Here is a 25,572-nt window from a genome sequence, read left to right as displayed (position 1 = left end):
CGCTCAGCCGCCCTTGGCGTTCTGCACCGCCTGCTGCATCTCCTTGGCCACCGCGGCCGGTTCGCCGGTCCCGTCGAAGATCTTGGAGAGCGGATCCCCGGCGGCCACCGAGCCCGCCCCGAACGGGATGTGCGGGCAGCCGTCGCCGTCGATCAGCCACGACGTCATCTGCTTCATGATCGGCAGCTCGATCCGGGCCGCGGCGCTCTTGGTCGCGGGCATCGAGTTGGAGTCGTTCATGGTGGGGGAGTACTGGTCGGCGGCGTACAGGAAGCGCAGGAACTCCAGTGCGGCGTCCTTGTTCTTGCTGGTCTCCGAGACGGCCCAGCCGGCGCCGGCCTGGTTCGCGCACCAGTGCCGCTTGCCGGGCGCGATCGCCGGGGTCTTCATCACCTTGTACTTCTTCGCGAACGCCGGGGGAGCGTCCTTGGCCAGGCCCTGCGGCGTCCACGAGCCGTTGAACAGCATCGCCGACTTCTCGGTGTAGAAGATCTGCGGGACCTGGTCGCCGCTGGTGCCGGTCGTCCCGGGCTGGAAGACGCCGCCCTTGACGATCTTTTGGTTCAGCTCCAGCGCCTGGACGACCTTCGGGTCCTCGTAGGTCAGTCCGTCTTGGAGCTGGTCGAGCTTGAGGTAGAACGTCGGGTCGTCGGCGACCTGGGTCAGCAGCGGCAGGAAGAAGTCCAGCGAGCTGGTCGTCGGGTTGCAGCTCAGCGCGACCGGATGCTTGCCGATGGCCCGGATCTTGGCCGCGGCCGCGATCAGGTCGTCCCAGGTCTCGATCTCGTCCTCGCCGACGCCGGCCTGCTTCAGCAGGTCGGGGTTGTAGAACAGCCCGAAGGTCTGCGCCATCCAGCCGACGGCGTACTGCTTGCCGTCCAGGGTGTACTCCTGGTTGGCGGAGTCGAAGAAGTCCTTCAGGAAGTCGTCGCCGAGCTCCTTCTTCAGGTCGGCGGACACGCCACCGGTGCCGTAGGTCAGCGCCCGGGTGTGCGGGGCGAAGATCTCCGGGACGTCCCCGCCGGCGACCGCCGCCTGCAGCGCCGGCAGGTACTGGTCGGGCGTGCCGAAGATCCGGTTTTCGATCGTGATGTTGCTGTGCGCGGCCTGGAACTTCTCGATCAGCTTCGGGAACTGGTCCTCCTGGTCGCCGTACCAGGACCAGACCCGGACGACGGCTTTGCCGCCGCCGGAGCTGCCGCCGCTGTCGTTGCTGCAGGCGGCCAGCGAGGAGCCGAGCCCGAGCGCGGCGGCACCGCCGAGCGCGCCCTTGAGCAGGCTCCGTCGTCGAAACGGTGTGGCGGAAAGGGATGGGAGTTGCCGTTCATCCTGCATGCTGACTCCTCGGTCGTTCAGCCGGCTGCGGACCCCGATGGCAACTTCCTAACTGAATGTAAGAAAGCGCGCAAGATCACATCGCAGTTTCCCGGGAGTTTCCCGGGTCGCAGCACGGCCCGTACGCCGAACCACCCGCGCAGCCGGATAGGGGTGCCCCGGGATTCGGATCGACTGGCGGCCGGATCGTAGGGTGGCGGTATGCCGATCCGTTTGGTCGAGCGGCGGCCGGAGGTGAGTCCGGACCGGCTGCTGTCGGAGTGCGTGCCGCCACCGCGGTTCGCGCCTGTGCGGTTCGAGACGTACCGGCCCGCGCCGGACGAGCCGAGCCAGGCCGAGGTGCTCGGCGTACTGGTCGAGCGCGGCAAGGTGCTGGCCGAGCCGCGCCGGGAGAAGTCCTGGTGGCGGCGCAAATCCCCGGCCGAGACGCTCAAGCCCGGCATCTACCTGGACGGCGGGTTCGGCGTCGGCAAGACGCACCTGCTCGCGTCGCTGTGGCACGTCTCGGCCGGCCCGAAGATGTACTGCACGTTCGTCGAGCTCACCAACCTGGTCGGCGCGCTCGGCATGCGGACGGCGGTCGAGGCGTTGTCGGCGTACCGGCTGATCTGTATCGACGAGTTCGAGCTGGACGATCCCGGCGACACCGTCCTGATCTCGCGGCTGCTCCGGCAGCTCGTCGACGCCGGGGTCCAGCTGGCGGCGACCTCCAACACGCTGCCCGACAAGCTCGGCGAAGGCCGCTTCCAGGCCACCGACTTCCTGCGCGAGATCCAGGCCCTGGCCGGCCACTTCGACGTACGCCGGATCGACGGGCCCGACTACCGCCACCGTGGCCTTCCGGTCGCCCCGGCTCCGTGGTCCGACGACGCCGTCGAGCGCGCGACGGCCGACCTTCCGAACGCGTCGTGCGACCACTTCGTCGATCTCTACCACCACCTCGGCGAGCTCCACCCCAGCAAGTACGGCGCGTTCCTGGACGGCGTCGAGACGGTCGGCATCACCGACGTCCGGGAGCTCACCGACGAGAACATCGCGCTGCGCCTGGTCGTCCTGGCCGACCGGATGTACGACCGGGACATCCCGCTGCTGCACAGTGGCCTGCCGCTCGACCAGCTCTTCTCGCCCGCGATGCTGAAGGGCGGCTACCGGAAGAAGTACCTGCGCGCGCTCTCCCGCCTGATCGCGCTGGCCCACGCCGGGATGGACTGAGTCCGGTCAACGGACGGCTCTTGCACGATGCTGCAGCCGGCGCGGATTCCCGCCGGCGGTGAGCTCCTCGCGCACTACGCTCAGCCGCATCAGATGGTGCTGCGGGGGGTCCCAGTGCCGGTCAGGTTCGAGCAAGGAGCATCGAATGATTCGTCGTACCCTCACGGCCGCGGTGGCTGTCGTCGGCCTCGCGGCCGTCGCGCCGCTGTCGGCCTCGGCCGCCCGCCCCGGCCCGGTGATGCCGCCGAGCCTCAAGGGCCCGGTCTCCGCCGCGGCAGCCGACGGCCCGTGCAACCTGTCGGTCCCGACCCGGGTCGCCATCGGCCGGCCGAACCTGACCCTGTACGGCAAGCGCAGCGGTGGATGCGCCGTACCCGACAACACGTCGGGCTGGATCCTTCACCACCCCAGCCAGGGCGACGTGAACGGCCTGCTGTTCGACCCGGTCGATCCCTTGGGCGACGGCAGGTGGCAGGTCCCGGACGTGCACCCGATCGGCACCCAGACCTGGCAGGGCATCGGCAGCATCAACGCCGACGGCACCCAGTTCACCCAGAACAACGTGCCGGTCACCGTCAAGCTCGCCGCGGGCGCGTGGATCTCGTCGTCGCGCACCGGTGACGTGGTCACGCTGAAGGGCACCTCGCTGCTGTACTCGGTCACGACGAACGCGTACTTCAAGCGCTCGGCCGCGGGCGTGTTCCAGTTCCGCGAGCAGGGTTCGACAGTGTGGCAGACGCTCAAGGGTGGTCTGTGGACCAACTCCAAGGGCGAAGTCACCCTGTCCTACCGCTACAGCAAGGTCCGCGACTACCGCTTCGCGCTGTACTCGACCCCGATCAGCTGGGACCTCGGCAGCGCCGTCACGACCCGCTGATTGCAACAAGCTGCAGGTCGGTGGTGACGCAGGTCTCATTCAATGCGGTGGTGGGCGGGGTATGGCGCTGCAACGGTTTACGCTCCGCCCATCACCAGGTGCTGAGGGGGGTCCCAGCGCCGTCATGTTTGGACGCAAGGAGCATCGAATGATTCGTCGTACCCTCACGGCCGCGGTTGCCGCGCTCGGCATCGCGGCCGTGACGCCGCTGGCGGCCTCGGCCGGCCGGCCGCTTCCGGAACCGGCCGTCAAGGCGCCCGTCACGTCGGCGCAGGCCGCGGGCGTCTGCAACGTCTCGGTTCCGAACCGCGTGGCCATCAGCAAGCCGCTGCTGATCCTGCCGGGCAAGATCAGCGGTGACTGCAACCGGACCGGCAACAGCTCGGTCTGGCTGCTGAACCACCCCTCCAAGGGCAACGTGAACTTCATCGGCTGGGACGCGACCGACCCGGACCTGGACGGCACCTGGTGGGTCAACTCCGACGACGCGATCGGAAGCCAGACCTTCAAGCCCGCGTACAGCACCAACACCGACGGCGCCACCTACACGCAGAACAGCGTCCCGGTCACGGTCAAGCTGGCCGCCGGCGCCTGGATCTCGTCGTCCCGCACGGGCGACGTGGTCACGCTGAAGGGGACGTCGCTGCTCTACTCGGTGTCGAACAACGTGTTCTTCAAGCGGTCCGCCGCGGGTGTGTTCCAGTTCCGTGAGCAGGGTTCGACGGTGTGGCAGACCCTGAAGGGTGGTCTGTGGACCAACTCCAAGGGCGAGGTCACGCTGTCGTACCGGTACAGCAAGGTGCGCGACTACCGCTTCGCGCTGTACTCGACCCCGATCAGCTGGGACCTCGGCAGCGCCGTCACCACCCGCTGATTGCAACAAGCTGCAATTCGGCCGAGTGCCGGGTTGAGCTGACGTGATGGTGGCCGGGAGGGACCCTCCCGGCCACTACGCTCCGGTCATCGTCGGTGCTGAGGGGGGTCCCAGTGCCAGCCACGTTTGACACCAAGGAGCACATCCCATGATTCGTCGTACGCTGACGGCCGCCCTCGCGGTGGTCGGGCTGGCCGCGGTGGCGCCGCTCTCGGCGTCGGCCGCCAGGCCCGAGCCGGGCGCGCACTGGAAGCCGGACGCCTCGTCCTCCCGCGACGCCGCCGGGACCTGCAACCTGTCGGTACCGACCCGGGTCGCCATCGGCCGCCCGGAGCTGATGCTGTACGGCAAGTTGAGCGGCACCTGCGCGGCCAACCCCGACGCGCAGTCGGGCTGGTGGCTGCGGCACCCGAGCAAGGGCATCGTCAACGAGGTCGTCTTCGACAAGGACTACGAGTTCGGCGACGGCTCCTGGTTCGTCCCGGCCGACCACCCGATCGGCGTGCAGGAGTTCTACGGCGTCGGCAGCACCAACCCCGACGGTTCGGCGAACACCCAGAACAAGCTGTCGGTCACGGTGAAGCTGGCCGCGGGCGCGTGGATCTCGTCGTCGCGCACCGGTGACGTGGTCACGCTGAAGGGCACCTCGTTGCTGTACTCGGTGTCGAACAACTCGTACTTCAAGCGCTCGGCCGCGGGCGTGTTCCAGTTCCGCGAGCAGGGATCGACGGTGTGGCAGACGCTCAAGGGTGGTCTGTGGACCAACTCCAAGGGCGAGGTCACGCTGTCGTACCGGTACAGCAAGGTGCGCGACTACCGCTTCGCGCTGTACTCGACCCCGATCAGCTGGGACCTCGGCAGCGCCGTCACCACGCGCTGACGTCGTACGAATCCTGCCCCGTCCTCGCCGGTTCGCCGGTGCGGATGGGGCAGGATGGCGTCATGGCGAAGAACAGGGCTGACGGGAGCGGGAAGCTGCTCGACGCGTTGCGAGTGCCGGAGGGGCCGGTCGACCTGGGTGCGTACGACCCGCGCGCGACGACCGGGTTCGAGGGGACCAAGGACGACGGCAAGGTCGCGCTGGAGGCGCTCGGCGACGAGGTGTCGGACTGGCAGGAGCGGCTGTTCGCCGAGGGGCGCAAGGGCGGCAACCGGTCGGTGCTGCTGGTGCTGCAGGGCATGGACACCTCCGGCAAGGGCGGTGTGATCCGGCACGGCGCCGGGCTGATGGATCCGCAGGGGCTGCGGATCACCTCGTTCAAGGCGCCGACACCGGCCGAGCGGCGGCGTGGATTCCTGTGGCGGGTCCGGCAGGCCCTGCCGGAGCCGGGCATGATCGGGATCTTCGACCGCTCGCACTACGAGGACGTGCTGATCGCCCGGGTGCGGAACCTGGTCGCCCCGCCGGTCTGGAACCGGCGCTACGAGCAGATCAACGAGTTCGAGGCGGAGCTGGCCGACAGCGGCGTCACGATCCTGAAGTGCTTCCTGCACATCTCCGAGGACCAGCAGAAGGAGCGCCTCGCCGCCCGGCTGGACGACCCGACCAAGCACTGGAAGTACAACCCGGGCGACATCGACGAGCGTGAGCTCTGGCCGGCGTACGTTCAGGCCTACCAGGCGGCGCTGGAGAAGTGCAACGGGCCGGCGGCGCCCTGGTACGTGATCCCGAGCGACCGCAAGTGGTACCGGAACTGGGCCGTCACGACCCTGCTGCTCGAGACGCTGCGCGACCTCGATCCGCAGTGGCCCGCGGCCGACTTCGACGTCGAGACGGAGAAAACGCGCCTTGCGACGACCTGACCTTTCCACGTGGTGAGCCGGCCGCTGGTGTTGCCGGACGGCGAGTGGGCGCCGGCTGGTTCGGGGGAGTCCGACACCGAGGTGTTCCGGCGGGTCGACGGTACGGCGTACGCGAAGTGTGCGCCGGCTCAGGGGATCGAGGAGCTGCGCGGAGAGCGCGATCGCGCGATCTGGCTGAGCGGCACCGGGATCCCGGGTGCCGAGGTGCTCGACTGGATCGAGACGGACGACGGCGCGTGCCTGATCACGTCAGCCGTGCCCGGTGTCGCGGCGGTCGATCTGCCGCCCGGGAAACGCGAGAGAGCGGTGTCTCGTCTCTCGGAGGCGTTCCGGGCGTTGCACGAGCTCACCGACTGCCCGTTCAGCCGGCCGTTGAGCGAGGTCGTCGAGCAGGCCGCGGACGTCGTACGGCGCGGTGCGGTGAACCCGGAGTTCCTCCGCGAGGAGTCGCGGCACTCGAGTCCCGAGGAACTGCTGCAGCGGGTGAGGAACGAGCAGCCGTACGCCGAGAAGGTCGCCGACCTGGTCGTCTGCCACGGCGACGCCTGCCTGCCGAACGTCCTGCTCGATCCCGAGACGCTCGAGCTGACCGGCCTGATCGATCTCGGCCGGCTCGGTTGGGCCGACCGCTACACCGATCTCGCGCTGACCACCGTGCAGCTGCTCGACGAGTGGGATCTGCCGCCGGACGGCTTTCTGCGCGCGTACGGTCTGGAGGAGCCGGACCAACGCCGGCTGGACTTCTACCTGTTGCTGGATCCGCTCACCTGGGGCTGACGGGAGGCTGGGCATGGAGACGTTGCGCACCGACGTGGTGGTGGTCGGGCTCGGTGCGTTCGGGTCGGCCGCGCTGTGGCGATTGGCCGCGCGCGGCGTGGACGTGATCGGCGTCGAACGCCAGGCGATCGGGCACGCGCTCGGCTCGTCGCACGGCATCACCCGGCTGTTCCGCATCGCCTGCATGGAGCACCCCGGCCTGCCGCCGATCGCGCAGAAGTCGCTCGAGCTGTGGACCGCACTCGGAACGCAGACCGGCCAGGTGCTCGTCGAGCAGACCGGATCGCTCAACGCCGGACCACCCGGCAGCGAGCCGGTCGCCGGTGCGCTCGCCGCTGCCGCGAAGGCCGGTGTGCCGGTCGTCGAGCTCGATCACGCGGAGCTGGTCGCGCGCCAGCCGCAGTACGGGGCCCTCGGTGCGGACGACGTCGGCGTCTGGGATCCCGGTGCCGGAATCTGCTTTCCGGAGCCGATCGTGCAGGCTCAGGTCGAGGCGGCCCGGCAATCGGGCGCCCGCGTTTTCGCGCACACGCTCGTGACAGCGGTGGAGGTCGAGCGCGACGGCGTCCTGGTCCGTACGCCGACCGTCGAAATCCGCGCCGAGCGGGCCGTCGTGGCGACCGGCGCCTGGCTCGGCAAGGTCGTTCCCGGTCTGCCGTTGATGCCGAGGCGGACGCCGCTGTACTGGTTCGAGCCGCGCGATCCGGCGTCGGACGAGTTCACGCTGGAGCGCTTTCCCGCGTTCATCTGGCAGCGCTCGGGCGGTATCGGTTTCTGGGGCCACGGCTCCGCCGACGGCTACGGCGTGAAGCTGGGCCTGGAACACGACGGCCGCGTCGCCGGTACGCCGTTCGCCGACGCCGACGAGGTCGATCGCTACGTGCATCCCCGCGGCGACGTGGACGAGATCTCGGCCGCGGTCGCCGAGGCGTTCCCCGGGCTCGACCCGATCCCGGTCAAGCTGCTCCCGTGCATCGTCACCGACTCCCCGGACGGCCAGTTCCTGATCGGCCGGCCGGACGACACCGGACGCCTGGTGATCGCCGGCGGCGACTCCGGCCACGGTTTCAAGCACGCCGGCGGTCTCGGCGAACTGCTCGCGCAACTCACCCTCGACGAGACCCCGTACTGCGACACCACGTTCCTGGATCCGAGGCGCTTCGCCGGCTGAACGTGCACCACTCACCAACCGACGTCGGTTGCTCGGCCTCACGCCCAGGATCTGGCTGGGAAGCGGGCTGCAGCGTGATTGGTGAGTGGTGGAGATCCGCGCACACGATCGGCCCAGAGCGCCGAGCCCTGGGCCGACCGCGTGATCTCAGGCGGTGCGGACCAGCTGCGGGCGCGGAGCCGGGGCGGCCAACGTGAGCAGGTCGAGGCCGGCGACGCCGTAGCGCAGCATCACCAGGCGGGCGACCTCGGCGCTCACCCCGAGCGGGCGGGAGACCGCAACCGCTCCGGCCTTGCGGGCCGTCGACTCGGCACGGTCGGGCAGGACGCCGGGCGCGAGAAAGAAGGAGCCGACCGCAACGTGCCGGCGCCCCTCCAGCCGCCACTGCAGCACGGCCTCGGCCGGGCTCGGGGACGCCGCGGTGGTGAACGCCGCGGTGACCGGGAGCTTGTGCCGCTGGCCCCAGAGCCGGGCGAGCCGGGTGACGGCCGCGTTGGCCTGGGTGTCGCTGGACCCGGCGCAGGCGAGCACCAGCGCGTCGAGCTCGCGGACCCGGCCGTCCTTCAGCTCGGCGCGCATCCGGCGGTCGAGCACGTCGAGCAGCGTCTCGTCGTACCCGAGTACGTCGGAGGCGATGATCCGCAGGTCCGGGAACCGGCTGCGCGCCTCGTCGACCACGGCCGGGATGTCGACCCGGGCGTGGAAGGCCGACGAGAGCAGCAGCGGCAGGACCACGACCTCCTCGACGCCCTCCGCGGCGAGCTTGCCGAGCACCTGGTACGGCGTGGGCGGGCAGTGGTCGAGGAAGGAGGCTTCGATCCGCAGGTCGTCCCGCATCTCGCGCAGGCACTTCACCAGCGAGTGGACGGTGGCGGCCGAACGCGGATCGCGGCTGCCGTGGGCGAGGACTACGAGCGCAGGAGCGGTCACAGCAGTTCCCCTTCTTCTTCGTCGATCATGCCGGCTGCGAGCGTCCATCCGTCGTGGGCGTCGATCAGCAGGAACGAACCGGTGATGTTGTTGCTGGAGTACGGATCGGCGGCCAGCGGTGCGGCGACCTTGAGCTGCACCTTGCCGATGTCGTTCAGGTCGAGCCCGGCGGCGTCGATGACTCCGAGCGTGTCCAGGTCGAGTACGCCGTTGATCTTGGTGACGATCGCCTGGGCGGTGGTGGTGGTGTGCTTGATCAGCAGCCGGGCGCCCACCGACAGCGGGCGGTCGGACAGCCAGCACACGGTGGCCGACAGTTCCCGGCGGGTGCCGGGGGAGGAGTCGGCCGCGACGATGACCGAACCGCGGGCCACGTCGATGTCGTCGGCCAGCCGGATCGTGACCGCCTCGCCGGCAACCGCGGCGGGGCGTTCCTCGACGGCGGTCGAGGTCGCGGTGATCACGGCCCGGTCGATCCCGGCCACCGACGTCCGCCGGCCGGCCGGCAGCACGATCACCGGGTCGCCGACCGAGACGGTGCCGGAGGCGACGGTTCCGGTGTAGCCGCGGTAGTCGCGGTACTCGTCGTCGGTCTGCGGCCGGATCACGTACTGGACCGGGAAGCGCAGCGGCTGCCCGGAGGCGTCGGAACGACCGGTGGCGCTCTCCAGGAACTCCAGCAGCGTCGGGCCGTCGTACCAGGAGGTGCTGGCGGAGTGGTCGACCACGTTGTCGCCGACCAGGGCCGAGACCGGGATGGCCTGGACGTCGGCGATGCCGAGCTGGTCGGCCAGCTCGCTGACGTCCTTGGCGATGCCGCGGAAGACCTGCTCGTCGTAGCCGACCAGGTCGATCTTGTTGACCGCCAGGACGACGTGCGGGACGCGCAGCAGTCCGGCGACGGCAAGGTGCCGGCGGGTCTGCTCCAAGACGCCGTGCCGGGCGTCGACCAGGATGATCACGACGTCGGCCGTGGACGCGCCGGTGACCGTGTTCCGGGTGTACTGCACGTGCCCGGGGCAGTCGGCCAGGATGAACGAGCGCTTGTCGGTCGCGAAGTACCGGTAGGCGACGTCGATCGTGATGCCCTGCTCACGTTCGGCCCGCAGGCCGTCGGTGAGCAGCGCGAAGTCGAAGTCGCCGCCGCGGGCTTCGGACACGGTCTGCACGTGCGCGATCTGGTCGGCGAGGATCGCCTTGCAGTCGTGCAGCAGCCGGCCGACCAGCGTCGACTTGCCGTCGTCGACCGAACCGGCGGTCGCCAGCCGCAGCAACCGGCGCTGGGCGAGCTGGGCCAGGTCGGCCTCGGCGTGCGTCCCCGCCAGTGCCTGCGCGAGATCGCCGGCCTGCGGTGCCTGAGTGGTGCTCATCAGAAGTACCCCTCCCGCTTGCGGTCTTCCATGGCGGCTTCGCTGACCCGGTCGTCGGCCCGGGTCGCGCCGCGCTCGGTCAGTTCGCTCGCGGCGACCTCGACAACGACCTCGGCCGGGGACGAGGCGGTCGACGCGACGGCTCCGGTGCAGGACATGTCGCCGACGGTCCGGTAGCGGACGACCCGGCGCTCGACCGTCTCGCCGCTGCGCGGCTGCGAGTACGGGCCGACGGCCAGCAGCATGCCGTCGCGCTCGAACACGTCCCGCTCGTGGGCGTAGTAGATGCTCGGCAGCGCGATTCCCTCGCGGGCGATGTAGCTCCACACGTCCAGCTCGGTCCAGTTGGACAGCGGGAACACCCGGACGTGCTCGCCCGGCTTGTGCTTGCCGTTGTAGAGCGACCACAGCTCGGGCCGCTGGTTGCGCGGATCCCACTGCCCGAACTCGTCGCGCAGGCTGAAGATCCGCTCCTTGGCGCGCGCCCGCTCCTCGTCGCGCCGGCCACCACCGAACACGGCGTCGAACCGGTGCGCGTTGATGGCGTCGAGCAACGGAATCGTCTGCAGCGGGTTCCGGGTGCCGTCGGAGCGCTCGCGCAGCCGCCCGTCGGCCAGGTAGTCCTCGACCCGCGCGACCTCGAGTCGCAGCCCGAGCGCGTCGACTGTCGCGTCGCGGTAGTCGAGTACTTCGGAGAAGTTGTGCCCGGTGTCCACGTGCAACAAGCTGAACGGCACACCGGCCGGTGCGAACGCCTTCCGGGCCAGGTGCAGCATGACGATCGAATCCTTGCCACTGGAGAACAGGATCACCGGCCGCTCGAACTCCGCCGCCACCTCACGGAACACGTGGATCGACTCGCTCTCCAGCGCGTCCAGCTCGGTCACCGGAGAGATGGTTGCCTGGGGCATATCAACGGCGGTCATACGTGGAGCCCGCATTCGATCTTGCCCTGGCCGGCCCAGCGGCCGCTGCGGGGGTCTTCTCCCGGCGCGACCTGCTTGGTGCAGGGCTTGCAGCCGATGGACGGGTAGCCGTCGTACTGCAGGAGGTTCACCAGTACGCCGTTGTCGTTGATGTAGCCGTCCAGGTCGGCCTGGGTCCAGGGCGCGATCGGGTTCAGCTTCACCATGTCGCGCTTGGCGTCGTACTCGACGACCTGGGTGTTGGCGCGCGTCGGCGCCTCTTCCCGCCGTACGCCGGTGACCCATGCCTTGTAGCCGGACAGCACCCGGTTCAGCGGCTCGACCTTGCGCAGCGCGCAGCACTTGTCCGGCTCGGTCGCGAACAGGTCCTTGCCGTACGTCGCGTCCTGCTCGGCGACGGTCTGCTTCGGCGTCGCGTTGATCAGGTTGATCGGCAGCGTCGCGGCGACCGCGTCGCGGGTCCCGATCGTCTCGGCGAAGTGGTACCCGGTGTCGAGGAACAGCACGTCGATGCCTGGGGCAACTTCGGCGGCCAGGTGGGGGAGGGCCCCGTCGGCCATCGACGCGGTCACCACCAGCTCGGGCCCGAAGGTCTCGTGCGCCCACGCCAGGATTTCCTGCGCCGACGCGTCGGCCAGTCGTTCGTTCGCCTCCTCGGCGACCGTCTTCAGATCAGTACTCATTCCACCGTCACCCGCAGTCCGATCATCTTCAGCTGGAACACCCGTGCACACGGCCGGCACTCCCAGGCGCCGTGCCCTTCCTCCGACGGACGAAGGTCCTCGTCCCCGCAGTACGGGCAGTAAAGAGGTGCTGCGCGCTCGCTCATTGCAAAGCCTCCTCGTCGGCACGGACGACCCACTGGGCGAAGCGCTCGCCCTCGGACCGCTCTTTCAGGTAGTTCTGGGTGACGCGTTCGATGTAGTCGGTGAGCCCGTCGGAGGTGACCTTGTGGCCGCGCAGCTTGCGGCCGAAGCCGGCGTCGAGTCCGAGCCCGCCGCCGAGGTGCACCTGGTAGCCCGGCACCTGCTTGCCGTCGGCATCCATCACCAGCTGGCCCTTGAGGCCGATGTCGGCGACCTGGATCCGGGCGCAGGAGTTCGGGCAGCCGTTGAGGTTGACCGTGATCGGGACGTCGAGGTCGGGGATCCGATCCTCCAGGTCGTCGATCAGCTGGGCCGCGCGCGCCTTGGTCTCGACGATCGCCAGCTTGCAGAACTCGATCCCGGTGCAGGCCATCGTGTTGCGCCGCCAGCCCGACGGCCGGGCCTGGAAGCCCAGGTCGGCAAGCTGCGCGACCAGGGACTCGACCTGCGCCTCCTCGACGTCCAGCACGATCAGCTTCTGCTGCGCGGTGGTGCGGATCCGGTTCGAGCCGTGCGCCGCGACGACCTTGGCCAGCTGCGCGAGCTTGGCGCCCGACACCCGGCCGACCACCGGCGCGACGCCCACGTAGTACCGGCCGTCCTTCTGCCGATGCACGCCGATGTGGTCACCCTGGACGGCGGGGACCTCGGGCGCCGGGCCGTCGATCAGCTTCCGGCCGAGGTACTTGTCGCTCTCCAGCACCTCGCGGAACTTCTCCATGCCCCAGTCGGCGACCAGGTACTTCAGCCGGGCCCGGTTGCGCAGGCGGCGGTAGCCGTAGTCGCGGAAGATGCTGACGACGCCCTTCCAGGCCAGGTGCACCTCGTCGAGCGGGATCCACGCCCCGACCCGCTGAGCGAGCATCGGGGTGGTGGACAACCCGCCGCCGACCCACAGGTCGAAGCCGGGGCCGTGCTCGGGGTGGACGACGCCGACGAAGCTGATGTCGTTGACCTCGGGCACCACGTCGTGCGACGGGTGGCCGGTCATCGCGGTCTTGAACTTGCGCGGCAGGTTGGAGAACTCGGTGCTGCCGATGTACTTCTCGACGATCTCGTTGACGGCCGGCGTCGGGTCGATGATCTCGTCGGCGGCGATGCCCGCCACCGGGCTGGAGATGATCACCCGCGGGACGTCGCCGCAGGCCTCGGTGGTGTAGAGGCCGACCGCTTCGAGCTTCTGCCAGATCGCCGGCACGTCCTCGACCCGGATCCAGTGCAGCTGGATGTTCTGCCGGTCGGTGATGTCGGCGGTGTCGCGGGCGTAGGTGGTGGACACCTCCGCGATCACCTCGAGCTGCTCGGTGGTCAGCTGGCCGCCCTCGATCCGGACCCGGAGCATGAAGAACTTGTCGTCCAGCTCCTCGGGCTCCAGCGTCGCGGTCTTGCCGCCGTCGATGCCGGGCTTGCGCTGGGTGTAGAGCCCCCACCAGCGGAAGCGGCCGCGCAGGTCGGCGGGGTCGATCGAGTCGAAGCCACCGTGCGCGTAGACGTTCTCGATCCGGGCCCGGACGTTCAGGCCGTCGTCGTTCTTCTTGTTCTCCTCGTTCTTGTTCAGCGGCTCGCGGTAGCCGAGCGCCCACTGGCCTTCGCCCTTGCCCTTGCGGGGGCGGGCCGCCTTGCGAGGGGTGTCAGGTCGGGGAGCAGAGGTGACGCCAGTCATCTGGGGGCGTGTCCTTGTCTCTACAGACAGGTGCGCTCTCGCGATGGGGGCTCGAAGCGTCGTCGGTTCGATCCGGTCTGCGCGGTGCGCACCCAGCGATGATCAGGTGATCAGGGGGCCGTGGCAGGCCCGGCGGGGTGGCTGTCAGAACGTCGAAGGACAACAGATGGCGCTGCGCATCCGCCCGAGGTCGACGTGAATGCGACCTACGAGGTGGGTGGTCAGGGCAGCGAGCATGCTCACAACGATCAGGTCAGATAGCTGTTAAATCAACTCCCAATCCTGCATGGCGAGACGCAATCTCGCGATGTGGATAAGTGCACCAGTCTGGTTGTCATTGTTTCGCGCTCAATCCGTGATCTGCAAGATCTCTTGTGCAAGAGTTCTTGTCAGAGCTAGGGTCGCCGCATGAGCCCCGCGAACCGGCGTACCGCCGATCCGTCCGTGATCGCCGCGATCCATCACCCGCTGCGCCGGCGCCTGATCGACCTGCTCGGCGTGAACGGGCCGGCGACCGCGTCACGGCTGGCCGAGGCGACCGGGGAACTGGTCGGCAACATCAGTCATCACCTCAAGGTGCTGGCGGCCGCCGGGGTGATCGAGGAGGCGCCGGAGCTCGCGCGAACGCGGCGGGAGCGATGGTGGCGCAGCGCGCGAGCGTCGTACTCGTGGTCGGTCGCGGACGCCGGGGGCGACCCCGCGGCGGAACTGGTCGCCGAGACCGCCGAGGAGGCGAATCTCACGTATCACACGACCAAGGTGCGGCAGTGGTTCGGCCTGCGATCCGAATACGACGAGAGCTGGGTCCGCGCGGCGTTCTCGACCGAGAATTGGGTCACACTGACCCCCGACCGGCTGGAGGAACTCGGGACTCGGTTGAGCGCGCTGGTCCAGGAGTACGTGGACGCGCCGTCGGCGGGCGAGGAGGCGCGGCCGGTGTTCGTCTTCAGCCACGCGGTGCCGGCTCGGCCATGAGCGCGAGGGTGAGCCGAGCCGACGAGTTCGCCGCGATCGCCGTGTACGCCTTGAACCTCTGACGCTCTCAGGGTGGCGCGGGTCGCCGGACAACGCGAGAGAGCGCGTGCTGCCCGGAGGCAACACGCGCTCTCGGCGGGGTCAGTTCAGGTCGAGACCCGGGTACAGCGGGTGCTTGTCGAGAAGTTCGGCCGAGGCCGCGCGGACCTTGTCGGCGACGCCGTCGGCGAGCACGTACTTGGCCTTCGACGGTGCGCCGGTCGACGTGGAGGTCGGCGTGACGCTGGACAGGACGTCCACCATCAGCTCGGCGACGCGGTCGAACTCGTCGGCGCCGAAGCCGCGGGTGGTCAGGGCCGGCGTACCGATCCGGACACCGGAGGTGTACCAGGCGCCGTTCGGGTCGCGCGGTACGGCGTTGCGGTTGGTGACGATGCCGGCGTCGAGCAGGGCCGACTCGGCCTGCCGCCCGGTGATGCCGTACGACGAGACGTCGAGCAGGACCAGGTGGTTCTCCGTGCCGTCGGTGACCAGCTTCACGCCACGCTTCATCAGGCCCTCGGCCAGCGTGACCGCGTTGTCGGCGACGGCCTGCGCGTAGGTCTGGAACTCGGGCCGGCGCGCCTCGGCCAGCGCGACGGCCTTGGCCGCCATCACCTGGCTGAGCGGGCCGCCCAGGACCATCGGGCAGCCGCGGTCGACGGCGTCGGCGTACTCGGGCTGGCACAGCACCATGCCACCGCGCGGGCCGCGCAGCGACTTGTGCGTGGTGGTCGTCGTGACGTGCGCGTGCGGGACCGGGTCGAAGTCGCCGGTGAAGACCTTGCCCGCGACCAGGCCGGCGAAGTGCGCCATGTCGACCATCAGCGTCGCGCCGACCTCGTCGGCGATCTCGCGCATCTTGGCGAAGTTCACCTTGCGCGGGTACGCCGAGTAGCCGGCGATCAGGATCAGCGGCTTGAACTCGCGCGCGGTGGCGGCGACCTTGTCGTAGTCGAGCAGCCCGGTCTCCGGGTCGGTGCCGTACGAGCTCTGGTGGAACATCTTGCCGGAGATGTTCGGGCGGAAGCCGTGGGTCAGGTGGCCGCCGGCGTCCAGCGACATGCCGAGCATCTTCTGGTCGCCGAGCGCCTTGCGCAGCTTGGTCCAGTCCTCGTCGGACAGGTCGTTGACGTGCTTGGCGCTCGCCTCGGCCAGCGCGGGGGCCTCGATCCGGTTGGCCAGGATGGCCCAGAACGCGACCAGGTTGGCGTCGATGCCGGAGTGCGGCTGGACGTAGGCGTGCGGAGCGCCGAAGAGCGCTTTCGCGTGGTCCGCGGCGGTCTGCTCGACGGTGTCGACGTTCTGGCAGCCCGCGTAGAACCGGTGGCCGACGGTACCCTCGGCGTACTTGTCGGACAGCCAGTTGCCCATCGTCAGCAAGGTCGCCGGGGAGGCGTAGTTCTCGCTGGCGATCAGCTTCAGCGAGCTGCGCTGGTCTTCCAGTTCGGCCTTGATCGCGCCGGCGATGGTGGGCTCCACCGCACCGATCACCTCGAGCGCGTTGCGGTACGCGGCCGACGCCGTGGCGGCGTCGAAGGGCTGAGTCATCGTTGTCTCCTGAGGTTCGCCTGTGCGCGGCACCCAGGCGCACGGTGCCGGCGTCTTCTCGCTCCCCGGTGGTTCTCCACCTCACGCGCCAGTCGCGGTGGTAACCCTAGCGTGTGGAGAGCGTCATGACAGGACGCGGTCGACGATCGCGCCGAACGGCGTGGTGCGCGGCAGCGTTCCAAACACGCCACCCCAGTCACCGGCCAGCCGGGACGCCACGAACGCGTCGGCTACCTCCGGCGTCGAGTACCTGACCAGCAAGGAAGCCTGCAGGCACGTCGCCATCCGCGCAGCCAGTCGCCGCGCGCCCGCCTCGGCCTCAGAAACGTCGGAGAGCGCTTCCAGCACATCGGTCACGGCCGCATCCAACCGCGGATCGGCCCCCTGCGCGGCACCGACCTCCGTCAACCAGGCCTGCAACGACTCCGGCCGGCGCAGAGCCCGCAGGACGTCGAGCGCGTTGACCGTGCCCGAACCCTCCCAGATCGAGTTCAGCGGCGACTCGCGGAACAGCAGCGGCAGCCCGGACTCCTCGACGTACCCGTTGCCGCCAAGGCACTCCAGCGCCTCGGCGACCATCATCGGCGTCCGCTTGCAGACCCAGAACTTGGCCAGCGGGAGCGCGATCCGGCGGAACGCCTTCGCCTGCTCGTCACCGGCCTCGGACGCGTCGACCGCGGCCGCGAGACGCATCGAGAGAGCGGTTGCCGCCTCGCTCTCGATCGCCAGATCCGCCAGCACGTTGCGCATCGCGGGCTTGTCGCGCAGCAGCCCACCGAACGCGCTGCGGTACGACGTGTGCCAGGTCGCCTCGACCAGCGCGCGACGCATCAGCGCGGCCGAGCCGAGCACGCAGTCGAGCCGGGTCGCGGCCACCATCTCGATGATCGTGCGAACCCCGGCGCCCTCGTCGCCGAGCCGGTATCCGACCGTGCCGTGGAACTCGACCTCGCTGGAGGCGTTGGAGCGGTTGCCGAGCTTGTCCTTGAGCCGTTGCAGCGCGAAGGCGTTCCGGTTGCCGTCCGCAAGAACTCGGGGCACGACGAAGCAGCTCAGCCCCTCGGGCGCCTGGGCGAGCACGAGGAACACGTCGGCCTGCGGCGCCGAGCAGAACCACTTGTGCCCGGTCATCAGGTACTCGTCCCCGCCGTTCCCGGTCGGCGTCGCCGTCGTCAGATTCGCGCGGACATCGGAACCGCCCTGCTTCTCGGTCATCCCCATGCCCGCGAGCACGCCGGACTTGTCCGCGACGGGCAGCCGGCGTACGTCGTACTGGGTGGAGGCCAGGCGCGGAATCCACTCGGCGGCGAGTGCCTCCGACGTGCGGAGCGCGGGGACGGCGGCGTACGTCATCGAGATCGGGCAGCCGTGGCCCGGTTCGACCTGGGACCACACGTAGAAGCCGGCCGCGCGAATGAGGTGCGGTGCGGGTGCGGTACTGGTCCAGGGCGCGGCCTGCAGACCGAAGCCGACCGCCTTGTCCATCAGCCAGTGCCACGACGGGTGGAACTCGACCTCGTCGACGCGGTGGCCGTAGCGGTCGTGCGTCTTCAGGACGGGGGAGTTGTGGTTCGCGGGGAGAGCATGAGAGAGCGCTTCCTGCGATCCCGCGAGTTCTCCGATCGCGGTCAGCGTGGAGTCCTCGGCCAGGTCGGCGTGCGGACGCAGTGCGTCACCGAGCGACTGGTCGTGGGTGAAGAAGTTCACTCCCTGAAGCGGGGGAGCCTGGTTCGTTACAGCGTTTGGGTCCGCCATGTCAGTACGGTAAGCGGTATGGCACGCTCTGGGTCAGCGCGAGGCGGTGGGACGTCGGTCTCTCTCGCCTGGGTGCGACGTATCCCCGCGACGACCTGGAAGCTGATCACGCAGACCGTCGGCACCTGTCTGCGCTACCGGGTCACCGGTCTGGCCGCCGAGGGAGCGTTCTTCGCGATCCTCTCGCTGCCGCCGCTGATCTTCGGACTGGCCGGCAGTATCGGCTACATCGCCAGCCGGTACTTCGAGGTCGAGACGATCGAGGACATCAAACTCCAGATCGCCGAGCTCGCGGCCCGGGCGCTGACCGACGACTCGGTCAAGACCGTGATCGTGCCGACCCTCAACCAGGTGCTCAACGGCGGCCGCCCCGACGTCATCTCGATCGGTTTCGTGCTCGCGCTGTGGTCGGGCAGCCGGGCGCTGAACGTGTTCGTCGACACCATCACGATCATGTACGGGATGGGCGGCAAGCGCGGCATCGTCCGGACCCGGGCGCTGTCGTTCAGCCTGTACTGCGCGGCGCTGGTGATCGGCGTGATCGTGCTGCCGCTGGTGCTGGCCGGACCCGACGCGGTCGAGACGTTGCTGCCGGAGCGGCTGGACTTCCTCAACCAGCTGTACTGGCCGGTCGTCACGATCCTGTCCGCGGGCTTCCTCAACACGCTCTACCACTTGTCGGTGCCCGTCCGGACGCCATGGGTCTCGGACCTGCCGGGGTCGTTCCTGGCCTTGTCGATCTGGATCCTCGGCAGCTTCCTGCTGCGGTGGATCCTGCAGAGCACCGTCGGCGGCACGTCGATCTACGGGCCGCTGGCGGCGCCGATCGCGGTGCTGCTGTGGTTGTACATGACGGCGATCGCGGTGCTGATCGGTGCGGCGCTGAACGCTGTGGTGGACCGGTTGTGGCCGCACAAGGCGCGCAAGGGCGACCCGCTGGAGCCGGTGATGAAGGCCGAGCCGGACCCGAGCCATCACGAGGACCACCCGCTGACCCCCGGCGAGCTGCGGCCGGAGGTCAAGATCGCGCGCACGGTGGAGGCGATGTCGCCGGGGTCGCCGGTGGACCCGCCGGGGCACACGGTCGGGTATCCGACACACGACGGCCGGCGGCCGGGGGACAAGGCCATGCCGGCCGCCGAACCGGCTGTGCAAGCCGAGCCCAAGTCCGAGCCCAAGTCCGCGCCTAAGTCCGCGCCTAAGTCAGAGTCGAAGTCCAAGTCGAGCGTCGAGCCCAAGTCCGAGTCGAAGGTCGAGGCTGCGCCGGTCGGAGGGTCCGACGATGCCGCGCCGCGCGCCGCCTCCGACAAGGTCGCCCAGGCGAACCGGACCGACACCACCCGGTAGTACTCGCCGGTGCCGGCGACCCGTCGTACGGGGTGGAGTAATTCCGGTGCGGCCGGTGAGAACTCGACCTACGCTTCTCGTATCGCGACAGTCCGCCGGATCCGGCGGCAAGGACCACCGAAGGGAGTGAGACGACCATGAACTCCCATTTGGCCCCGCAGGACCACCGAGCCGAGGTGCCCGCTCGCTCCCACTCCGTCCGACCGCCGAGCTGATCTCCGCGGGCGGACCTCCCGAAAGGTTCGTCGCACCATGTCAGCAGCGCTTGTCTCTCTCGGCCTGGACACTCCCACCGCCGATTTCCTCTCCACTCTTCCCGGCGCGGCCGGTCTGGTCCCAGGACGCGTCGTCCGGGTCGACAAAGGACTGTCCACCGTGCTCACCGAGGACGGCCCGGTCCGCGCCAGCTGGTCCGGCGGCGTGCTCGCCGCTGTGGCGGGCGACGCCCAGGCCTCCCCATGTACCGGCGACTGGGTCGCGCTGCGGCGCTGGCCCGACGACCGGATCACGCTCGAAGCGGTCGCTCCACGCCGGACGGCGATCGTTCGCGCCGAGGTCGGCGGATCGTCGCGCGGCCAGGTGCTCGCGTCGAACGTGGACGTGATCGCGATCGTCGCCGGCCTGATTCCCGAACCCAACATCGGCCGGATCGAACGCTTCCTCGCCCTCGCGTGGGAAAGCGGTGCCCGCCCGGTCGTCGTGCTGACCAAGTCCGACCTGGTCGGCGACGCGGACTCGATCGCCGAGGACGTCGCCACGGCCGCGCCCGGCGCCGACGTCCTGGTCTGCAGCGCGACCACCGGCCAAGGCCTCGAACCGGTCCGTGCGCTGCTCAACGGCAACGCCACGATGGCCCTGCTCGGCGTCAGCGGCGCCGGAAAGTCGTCGCTCGTCAACGCCCTGGCCGGCGTCGAACTGCTCGACGTCCAGGCCATCCGCGAAGACGGCAAGGGCCGCCACACCTCCGTACGGCGTGAGCTGATCCTGCTCCCGCAGGGTGGCGTCGTGATCGACACTCCGGGTTTGCGGGGGATCGGGCTACAGGAGTTCGGCGAGGGACTGACTGCCGCGTTCCCGGACATCAGCGGGCTTGCGGACCAGTGCAAGTTCAAGGACTGCGTGCATCAGACCGAGCCGGGGTGCGCGGTGCAGAAAGCCCTTGCCGATGGCACCCTTCCGGTGCGCCGCTACGAGAGTTGGGTGAAGCTGCAGCGCGAAGCGGCGTTCATGGCGCGGCGTACCGATGCGCGGCTGCGGGCCGAGGCGAAGAAGCAGTGGGCCCGCCAGACGAAGGGCTATCGCCGGGACATCACGCCGCGGCAGTGAAAGACCGCCGCCGGAAGCAAGCAGCTTCGCCGGCCGGTTCGTCGCGACTAGCCGGAGGTGCCGTCGGTGTGATCGCCGAGGCGGACGTGCAGCACTCACCAAGGCGCTCTGCCGGACCGGCCTGAGCGGGCGCCGCCTCGGGCGCGGGTGGTTTCGGGTGGTTGGTGAGTGCTGGACGTCCGCCTCCCATGGCGACGAGCGGTGCGGACCGGCGACATCACCGCGCGGGCGGCGCCCGGGCCGATGAAAGACTCGGCGCATGAGTCGTTCGGTGTTGGTGACGGGAGCTTCGCGCGGGATCGGTGCGGCGACGGCGAGGGCGTTCGCCGCGGCGGGGGATCGGGTCGCGGTGCACTACGGCGCGTCGTTCGATGCGGCCGAGGAAGTGCTGAAGGACCTACCCGGCGAAGGACACGTCGTCGTTCAAGCCGATCTGGCGGACGCCGACGCGGTCCGCCGGATGGTCGACGAAGCCGCGGCGGCGCTCGGCGGGATCGACGTACTGGTCAACAACGCGGCCGTCTACGCGCCGCACCCGATCCGGCAGACGGCGTACGACGAATGGCAGCAGGCCTGGGCCGACACCCTCGGCGTGAACCTGGTCGGTGCCGCGAACACCTGCTGGTGCGCCGTCCAGCACATGGGCCGCGGCGGCCGGATCGTCAACGTCTCGTCCCGCGGAGCGTTCCGCGGTGAGCCCAACCAGCCCGCGTACGGCGCCGGCAAGGCGGGCCTGGTCTCGCTCTCGCAGTCCTTGGCCCGCGCGCTCGGCCCGGAGGGCATCGCGGTCACGGCGATCGCCCCGGGCTGGACGACCACTGACATGGCGGCCGAAGCGCTGTCCGGCGACGGCTACGACCGCCGCCGCCTCGAGAGCCCGCTCGAACGCGTCGCGTCACCCGACGAGGTCGCGGCGGCGATCCTCTACCTGGCGTCGCCGGCGGCCGAGTTCGCCACCGGCACGGTCCTGGACTTCAACGGCGGCTCTCACCTGCGGATGTGACGCTGCGCGAACTCCTCGGCGGTGATCCCGAAGACCACCAGGTCCTGGTACGCCCCGGCGAGGAACTCGTGATCGCGCAACACTCCTTCGCGCTGGAACCCGAGCCCTTCCTGCAGCGCCAGCGAGGCGTCGTTGTACGCGTACACCCCGGCCTCGCACTTGTGGTAGCGGCGTTCCTCGAACATGAACCGCAGCAACACCTTCACCGCGTCGCTCGCGTACCCGCGCCGCTGGTGCTGGCGCCCGATCGCGATGCCGTAGCTGAACCGCCCGCACCGCCGGCTGGTGTCGTTGGTCGAGCACGCCCCCACCACGGTGTCGGTCTCGAGCGACTCGATCGCCAGCTGCAGCCGGTCGTCGGCCTCCCCGTGCGTGGCCTGCTCCTCGGCCCACGCCTGCATCGCGAACGCCGACCGGGGCGCGTGCACCATGTCGGCGTTGCGCTGCACCTCGCTGTCCTGGTCGAACCGCAGGAAGTCCGCCCAGTCCTCAGGCTCGATCGCCCGTAACCGAACCCGCTCACCCACCCACACAGAGCTCATGCCGACAGATTGAAACAGCCACCCATCGATAAGTTCTACGGGTTAAGGCCCGGTCACGCCCCCAGCAGCGCACCCCGGCCACAGCCGGAGGGGGTGTGGGTGGCGAAGCCCCCACAACGCGCCAAGCGAAGCGCAGGCGCACAAATGACGAAAGCGACCCGGTCCGCGCTCTCCGCGGACACGAGTCGCCCATCGCTTTCGCGTGGACGATACTGGGATCGAACCAGTGACCTCTTCCGTGTCAGGGAAGCGCGCTACCGCTGCGCCAATCGTCCAGGTATGGAGTTCTCAAGGGGATTCACACGAGGTGGAGACGGGATTCGAACCCGTGTACACGGCTTTGCAGGCCGTTGCCTCGCCTCTCGGCCACTCCACCACAGAGTCTCAGCCTGCTGACCTCTTCCGAGCGGACGACCGGGTTCGAACCGGCGACCTCAACCTTGGCAAGGTTGCGCTCTACCAACTGAGCTACGTCCGCACTCTCGCCGCGAGCTTTTCGCTCCCTGCGAGAGCAGAACAGTAGCGCATTCCCGGCGCGGAAGAAAAATCAGATTCGCCCCGCGACAATGTGACGATGAGCAACCCTCCGCCACCCGCGCGCCCCCTTGCCATTCGCGTCGAAAACGCCCTCCAGCGGCTGGCGACCGACGTCGACGCATGGGTCGCCACGGCCTCGCCCGACGGTACGCCGTACCTGGTCCCGCTGTCGTTCCTCTGGACCGGCAGCACCCTCATCCTGTCGACCGCCTCGAAGAACCCGACCAGCCTGAATCTGCAGTCCAATCCCCAGCTCCACCTCGCGATCGGCCACACCCGAGACGTCGTTCTCGTCACCGGCACGGCCGTCGTCATCACGCCCACCGAGGAGCAGGCCGACGCCTTCGCCGAGCACACAGGCTTCGACCCCAGAACCATCAAAGCGACGTACCCGTACTTCGAGGTCACGCCCACCAGGATCCAGTCCTGGCGCGAAGCCAACGAACTCGAGAACCGCGACCTGATGCTGAACGGCCAGTGGTTGACCTGACCCGCGGCGGTCAGCGCGCTCCGGCCGCGCGCAGGATGCCGGCGATCTCCGAATACCCGCGTTGCTGGGCGTGCTGGAGGGGAGTGACGCCGTCCTTGTCGGGCCGGGACGGGTCGGCGCCGGCCGTGAGGAGGATGCGGACGATCTGCTGCCAGGGCTCGGTGCCCTTGCCGAGGATCACTGCCTCCAGCAGAGCGGTCCAGCCGAGGTCGTTGACGTGGTTGACGTCGATCCCGGTCCGGACGACGCGCCGGACGTACTCGACGTGGCCGCGTTCGCTCGCGGGAATCACCGAGACGCCCCCGAACCGATTCCGCAGGGTGAGATCCGGCTGCGCCGGCAGAAGAGTCTCGAGCATCGCGACGCTGCCCGTGACTCCCGTGACAAGCCACGCGGAGTCCCGCCGGTCGTCCTGAGCATCCGGGTCCGCGCCGAGCGCGACCAGCATGCGAGCGACCTCGACGCGATCGTTCAACGACGCCAGCAGGAGCGCCGTACGGCGGTTGCTGTCGGCCGACTCGACCGGCGCACCGGCGGCCAGCGCCGCGGCTGCCTGGTTCGCGTCGCCCGAGGTCGCCGCCGCGAGCAGCGCGGCCGCGGGGGAGTTCGGGGGTTCAGCCTCCAGTACGGCACTCACGGCGTTCTGGCCGAGCTTCCGAGCGCCCTGTACCGGCGTGACGCCGTCGCGCTCGGCCGGCTTCGCGCGGTCGGCCCCGGCAGCGACGAGAAGCCGCACGGTCTCGACGTACTGCGGCGTGTCCTTGCCCAGCAGGACGGCCTCGTGCAGCGCGGTCCAGCCGAGATTGTTCACGTGATCCACCGTCACCCCGGCCCGGAGCAGCCGGCTGACCACGGCGGCGTGACCACGCTCGGCGGCGCGGATCAGCGCGGTGCCGCGATAGCTGTCGAGGCTCCGGATATCGGCTCCGTGCTCGAGCGTGAGGTCGAGCAGCTCGACGTACCCCTCGCTGGCGGCGATCAGGAAGGCGCTCTGCACGGTCTTGTCGACCGCGTTGACGTCCGCGCCGGCGGTGATCAGCCGGCGCGCGGCCTCGACGTCGTTCTTCCAGGCGGAGGCGATGAGCTGTTGGTCCAGAGCGGTTGCTGTCGGCACGGTGAGCCTCGGGGTCGGGGACGTGGACGTCGTCGGTGACGTCGCCGCGGACGGTGGTGCGGCGTCGGTGGCCGAGCAGGCACCGACCATCGACACCGCGACCGTAGCCAGCGACAGTGCGCGGAAGACCTTCATCGGCGCGGCGGGGTCAGCGTGACGACCTGGTACGGCGGGGTCGCGGTCGCCTCGTCGAACTTGCTGTCGACCAGAAGCAGTCTGCCCTGCGCGAGCTTCGCGGTGGTGAGCACGCGGTCCGGATCGGTGGGAGTCGCGGCGACGAGTCGCGCGGTGCGTCCGTCCGGCGTCAGCCGGAGCGTGCTCAGCACCTTCGAGAAGTTGCGCACCACCCACAGCGTGCGACCGTCCTGGACGAGACCGTCCGCGTTGACGAGGTCCGCCGAACCGATGTTCACAGCCGACACGGTGCCGGTCCGCAGCGAGAACCGCCAGAGCTTGCCGACGTTGCCCTGGGCCACGATCACCGCGGTCCGGTCCGGCGACAGGACGATCCCACCGAGATTGAAGCCCGCCTGGGTGGGGATCGTCGCCGTCGCGTCGGCCCAGGTCCGGATGGTCCAGCGGCCGTGCCGTTCAGCGACCCGGAACACCTGCGGCGCGTTCGAGTTCGTCACGTACGCCGCTCCGTCCGGCCCGATCACCAGGTCGTTGAGGAACGCGTTCGGTACGCCGGTCCGCAGCGCCGCGAGCAGCTTCCCGGCGCGGTCGTAGACCCAGAGATCCGGAGCGCCCGGGTGGTCGATGCCGTTCGGGCCGCCCGCGACGTACACGCGGCCGTGCGCGTCGACGGTGACGCCGCGGGCCGTCCAGCGCTGGTCCGTACCGTCGCCGGCCAGCCACTCGGTCGCTGCCGCGGAGCGCAGCGAGCCGCGGTGGATCTCGCCGCCGGTGGTCTCCGAGACGTAGTAGCGCTGCGCGTGGGCGTCGTACCCGATGCCCTCGAACTTCGACCCGCCGGGATCGCCCGGCAGTTCGTAGCTCGCGGGCCGGGCGGATGCGGTGGGGACGACGACCCCGGTCAGGGCGACGGACAGCACGAGGGCGGTGCACAGGGAGCGGACGGACATCGGG

Annotated in this window: 24 protein-coding genes, 3 tRNA genes and 1 riboswitch; of the genes, 12 read left to right on the top strand and 15 right to left on the bottom strand. The window is 69.6% G+C overall.

All coding sequences use genetic code 11. From position 1 onward, the window contains the following. Positions 1 to 3: 3 nt before the first annotated feature. Positions 4 to 1,335, bottom strand: a complete 1,332-nt coding sequence (locus BWI15_RS09245; protein ID WP_077013927.1) for an ABC transporter substrate-binding protein — start codon at positions 1,333 to 1,335, stop codon at positions 4 to 6. Positions 1,336 to 1,536: 201 nt separating this feature from the next. On the opposite strand from BWI15_RS09245, the gene zapE reads away from it, so the two are divergent. The 7 genes from zapE (at position 1,537) to solA (ending at position 8,049) form a co-directional block, all read left to right on the top strand. Next, complete coding sequence (gene zapE / locus BWI15_RS09240; protein WP_077013926.1) at positions 1,537 to 2,547, top strand: cell division protein ZapE; 1,011 nt, start codon at positions 1,537 to 1,539, stop codon at positions 2,545 to 2,547. Between the two features lie 145 nt (positions 2,548 to 2,692). Next, complete coding sequence (locus BWI15_RS09235) at positions 2,693 to 3,424, top strand: hypothetical protein (protein ID WP_077013925.1); 732 nt, start codon at positions 2,693 to 2,695, stop codon at positions 3,422 to 3,424. A 148-nt stretch (positions 3,425 to 3,572) separates the two neighbouring features. Continuing rightward, positions 3,573 to 4,298: a hypothetical protein gene (locus tag BWI15_RS09230; protein ID WP_077013924.1), complete on the top strand. Its 726-nt coding sequence runs from the start codon at positions 3,573 to 3,575 to the stop codon at positions 4,296 to 4,298. A gap of 148 nt (positions 4,299 to 4,446) precedes the next feature. Further along, on the top strand, positions 4,447 to 5,178 hold the full coding sequence (locus tag BWI15_RS09225) for a hypothetical protein (protein WP_077013923.1): 732 nt from the start codon (positions 4,447 to 4,449) through the stop codon (positions 5,176 to 5,178). A 62-nt stretch (positions 5,179 to 5,240) separates the two neighbouring features. Further along, positions 5,241 to 6,101: a PPK2 family polyphosphate kinase gene (locus BWI15_RS09220; RefSeq protein ID WP_077013922.1), complete on the top strand. Its 861-nt coding sequence runs from the start codon at positions 5,241 to 5,243 to the stop codon at positions 6,099 to 6,101. A gap of 12 nt (positions 6,102 to 6,113) precedes the next feature. Then, positions 6,114 to 6,878: an aminoglycoside 3'-phosphotransferase gene (locus BWI15_RS09215; RefSeq protein WP_237771203.1), complete on the top strand. Its 765-nt coding sequence runs from the start codon at positions 6,114 to 6,116 to the stop codon at positions 6,876 to 6,878. Positions 6,879 to 6,891: 13 nt separating this feature from the next. Then, positions 6,892 to 8,049: an N-methyl-L-tryptophan oxidase gene (gene solA, locus BWI15_RS09210; protein WP_077013920.1), complete on the top strand. Its 1,158-nt coding sequence runs from the start codon at positions 6,892 to 6,894 to the stop codon at positions 8,047 to 8,049. A gap of 147 nt (positions 8,050 to 8,196) precedes the next feature. On the opposite strand, the gene BWI15_RS09205 is transcribed toward solA, so the two are convergent. The 6 genes from BWI15_RS09205 to BWI15_RS09185 are packed head-to-tail and all read right to left on the bottom strand — an operon-like array spanning position 8,197 to position 13,804. Beyond that, a complete protein-coding gene (locus BWI15_RS09205; protein WP_077013919.1) occupies positions 8,197 to 8,979 on the bottom strand; it encodes a sirohydrochlorin chelatase in 783 nt (260 codons plus the stop codon). Beyond that, positions 8,976 to 10,349: a sulfate adenylyltransferase subunit 1 gene (locus BWI15_RS09200; RefSeq protein WP_077013918.1), complete on the bottom strand. Its 1,374-nt coding sequence runs from the start codon at positions 10,347 to 10,349 to the stop codon at positions 8,976 to 8,978. Before BWI15_RS09200 ends, BWI15_RS09205 begins: the two co-directional genes overlap by 4 nt. Then, on the bottom strand, positions 10,349 to 11,275 hold the full coding sequence (gene cysD / locus BWI15_RS09195; RefSeq protein WP_077013917.1) for a sulfate adenylyltransferase subunit CysD: 927 nt from the start codon (positions 11,273 to 11,275) through the stop codon (positions 10,349 to 10,351). Before cysD ends, BWI15_RS09200 begins: the two co-directional genes overlap by 1 nt. Then, positions 11,272 to 11,958, bottom strand: coding sequence for a phosphoadenylyl-sulfate reductase (locus BWI15_RS09190; RefSeq protein ID WP_077013916.1), 687 nt, complete (start codon positions 11,956 to 11,958; stop codon positions 11,272 to 11,274). Before BWI15_RS09190 ends, cysD begins: the two co-directional genes overlap by 4 nt. Beyond that, positions 11,955 to 12,104, bottom strand: coding sequence for a hypothetical protein (locus BWI15_RS39275; RefSeq protein ID WP_166665480.1), 150 nt, complete (start codon positions 12,102 to 12,104; stop codon positions 11,955 to 11,957). Before BWI15_RS39275 ends, BWI15_RS09190 begins: the two co-directional genes overlap by 4 nt. Then, on the bottom strand, positions 12,101 to 13,804 hold the full coding sequence (locus BWI15_RS09185) for a nitrite/sulfite reductase (protein WP_077013915.1): 1,704 nt from the start codon (positions 13,802 to 13,804) through the stop codon (positions 12,101 to 12,103). The genes BWI15_RS39275 and BWI15_RS09185 overlap by 4 nt, the downstream gene beginning before the upstream one ends. 408 nt (positions 13,805 to 14,212) lie before the next feature. On the opposite strand from BWI15_RS09185, the gene BWI15_RS09180 reads away from it, so the two are divergent. Next, positions 14,213 to 14,779: an ArsR/SmtB family transcription factor gene (locus BWI15_RS09180; RefSeq protein ID WP_077013914.1), complete on the top strand. Its 567-nt coding sequence runs from the start codon at positions 14,213 to 14,215 to the stop codon at positions 14,777 to 14,779. Positions 14,780 to 14,920: 141 nt separating this feature from the next. Here the strand turns inward: BWI15_RS09180 and BWI15_RS09175 are convergent, their stop codons facing one another. Then, positions 14,921 to 16,369 (bottom strand): glycine hydroxymethyltransferase, encoded by a 1,449-nt coding sequence (locus BWI15_RS09175; protein ID WP_077013913.1) that lies wholly within the window; start codon positions 16,367 to 16,369, stop codon positions 14,921 to 14,923. 24 nt (positions 16,370 to 16,393) lie between these two features. Next, positions 16,394 to 16,475, bottom strand: a riboswitch (ZMP/ZTP riboswitch). Between the two features lie 17 nt (positions 16,476 to 16,492). Beyond that, complete coding sequence (locus tag BWI15_RS09170) at positions 16,493 to 18,124, bottom strand: acyl-CoA dehydrogenase family protein (RefSeq protein WP_077013912.1); 1,632 nt, start codon at positions 18,122 to 18,124, stop codon at positions 16,493 to 16,495. 72 nt (positions 18,125 to 18,196) lie between these two features. Between BWI15_RS09170 and BWI15_RS09165 the strand changes: the two genes are divergently transcribed. From BWI15_RS09165 to BWI15_RS09155, 3 genes are all read left to right on the top strand, one after another. Beyond that, positions 18,197 to 19,471 (top strand): YihY/virulence factor BrkB family protein, encoded by a 1,275-nt coding sequence (locus BWI15_RS09165; RefSeq protein ID WP_237771202.1) that lies wholly within the window; start codon positions 18,197 to 18,199, stop codon positions 19,469 to 19,471. 252 nt (positions 19,472 to 19,723) lie between these two features. Next, positions 19,724 to 20,797: a ribosome small subunit-dependent GTPase A gene (gene rsgA / locus BWI15_RS09160; RefSeq protein ID WP_077013911.1), complete on the top strand. Its 1,074-nt coding sequence runs from the start codon at positions 19,724 to 19,726 to the stop codon at positions 20,795 to 20,797. Positions 20,798 to 21,056: 259 nt separating this feature from the next. Further along, positions 21,057 to 21,800, top strand: coding sequence for an SDR family NAD(P)-dependent oxidoreductase (locus BWI15_RS09155; RefSeq protein ID WP_077013910.1), 744 nt, complete (start codon positions 21,057 to 21,059; stop codon positions 21,798 to 21,800). Here BWI15_RS09155 and BWI15_RS09150 read toward each other — a convergent pair. From BWI15_RS09150 to BWI15_RS09135, 4 genes are all read right to left on the bottom strand, one after another. Continuing rightward, a complete protein-coding gene (locus tag BWI15_RS09150) occupies positions 21,785 to 22,342 on the bottom strand; it encodes a GNAT family N-acetyltransferase (protein ID WP_077013909.1) in 558 nt (185 codons plus the stop codon). The genes BWI15_RS09155 and BWI15_RS09150 overlap by 16 nt on opposite strands. A 203-nt stretch (positions 22,343 to 22,545) precedes the next feature. Beyond that, positions 22,546 to 22,617 (bottom strand) — tRNA-Val (locus BWI15_RS09145). 30 nt (positions 22,618 to 22,647) lie between these two features. Continuing rightward, positions 22,648 to 22,718, bottom strand: a tRNA-Cys gene (locus BWI15_RS09140). Between the two features lie 29 nt (positions 22,719 to 22,747). Next, positions 22,748 to 22,820, bottom strand: a tRNA-Gly gene (locus BWI15_RS09135). Between the two features lie 96 nt (positions 22,821 to 22,916). Here BWI15_RS09135 and BWI15_RS09130 point away from each other — a divergent pair. After that, positions 22,917 to 23,369, top strand: a complete 453-nt coding sequence (locus tag BWI15_RS09130) for a pyridoxamine 5'-phosphate oxidase family protein (RefSeq protein ID WP_077013908.1) — start codon at positions 22,917 to 22,919, stop codon at positions 23,367 to 23,369. A 10-nt stretch (positions 23,370 to 23,379) separates the two neighbouring features. On the opposite strand, the gene BWI15_RS09125 is transcribed toward BWI15_RS09130, so the two are convergent. Both BWI15_RS09125 and BWI15_RS09120 read right to left on the bottom strand, forming a co-directional pair. Further along, a complete protein-coding gene (locus BWI15_RS09125) occupies positions 23,380 to 24,618 on the bottom strand; it encodes an ankyrin repeat domain-containing protein (protein WP_237771201.1) in 1,239 nt (412 codons plus the stop codon). Beyond that, entirely contained in the window at positions 24,615 to 25,568 is a 954-nt protein-coding gene (locus tag BWI15_RS09120; protein ID WP_077013906.1) for an SMP-30/gluconolactonase/LRE family protein, read from the bottom strand. Before BWI15_RS09120 ends, BWI15_RS09125 begins: the two co-directional genes overlap by 4 nt. Positions 25,569 to 25,572: the final 4 nt, after the last annotated feature.

Source organism: Kribbella sp. ALI-6-A, from assembly GCF_001984195.1.
Lineage (GTDB): Bacteria > Actinomycetota > Actinomycetes > Propionibacteriales > Kribbellaceae > Kribbella.
Note: the sequence above shows the minus strand (reverse complement) of the source record. Positions and strands in the feature narration are given on the sequence as shown.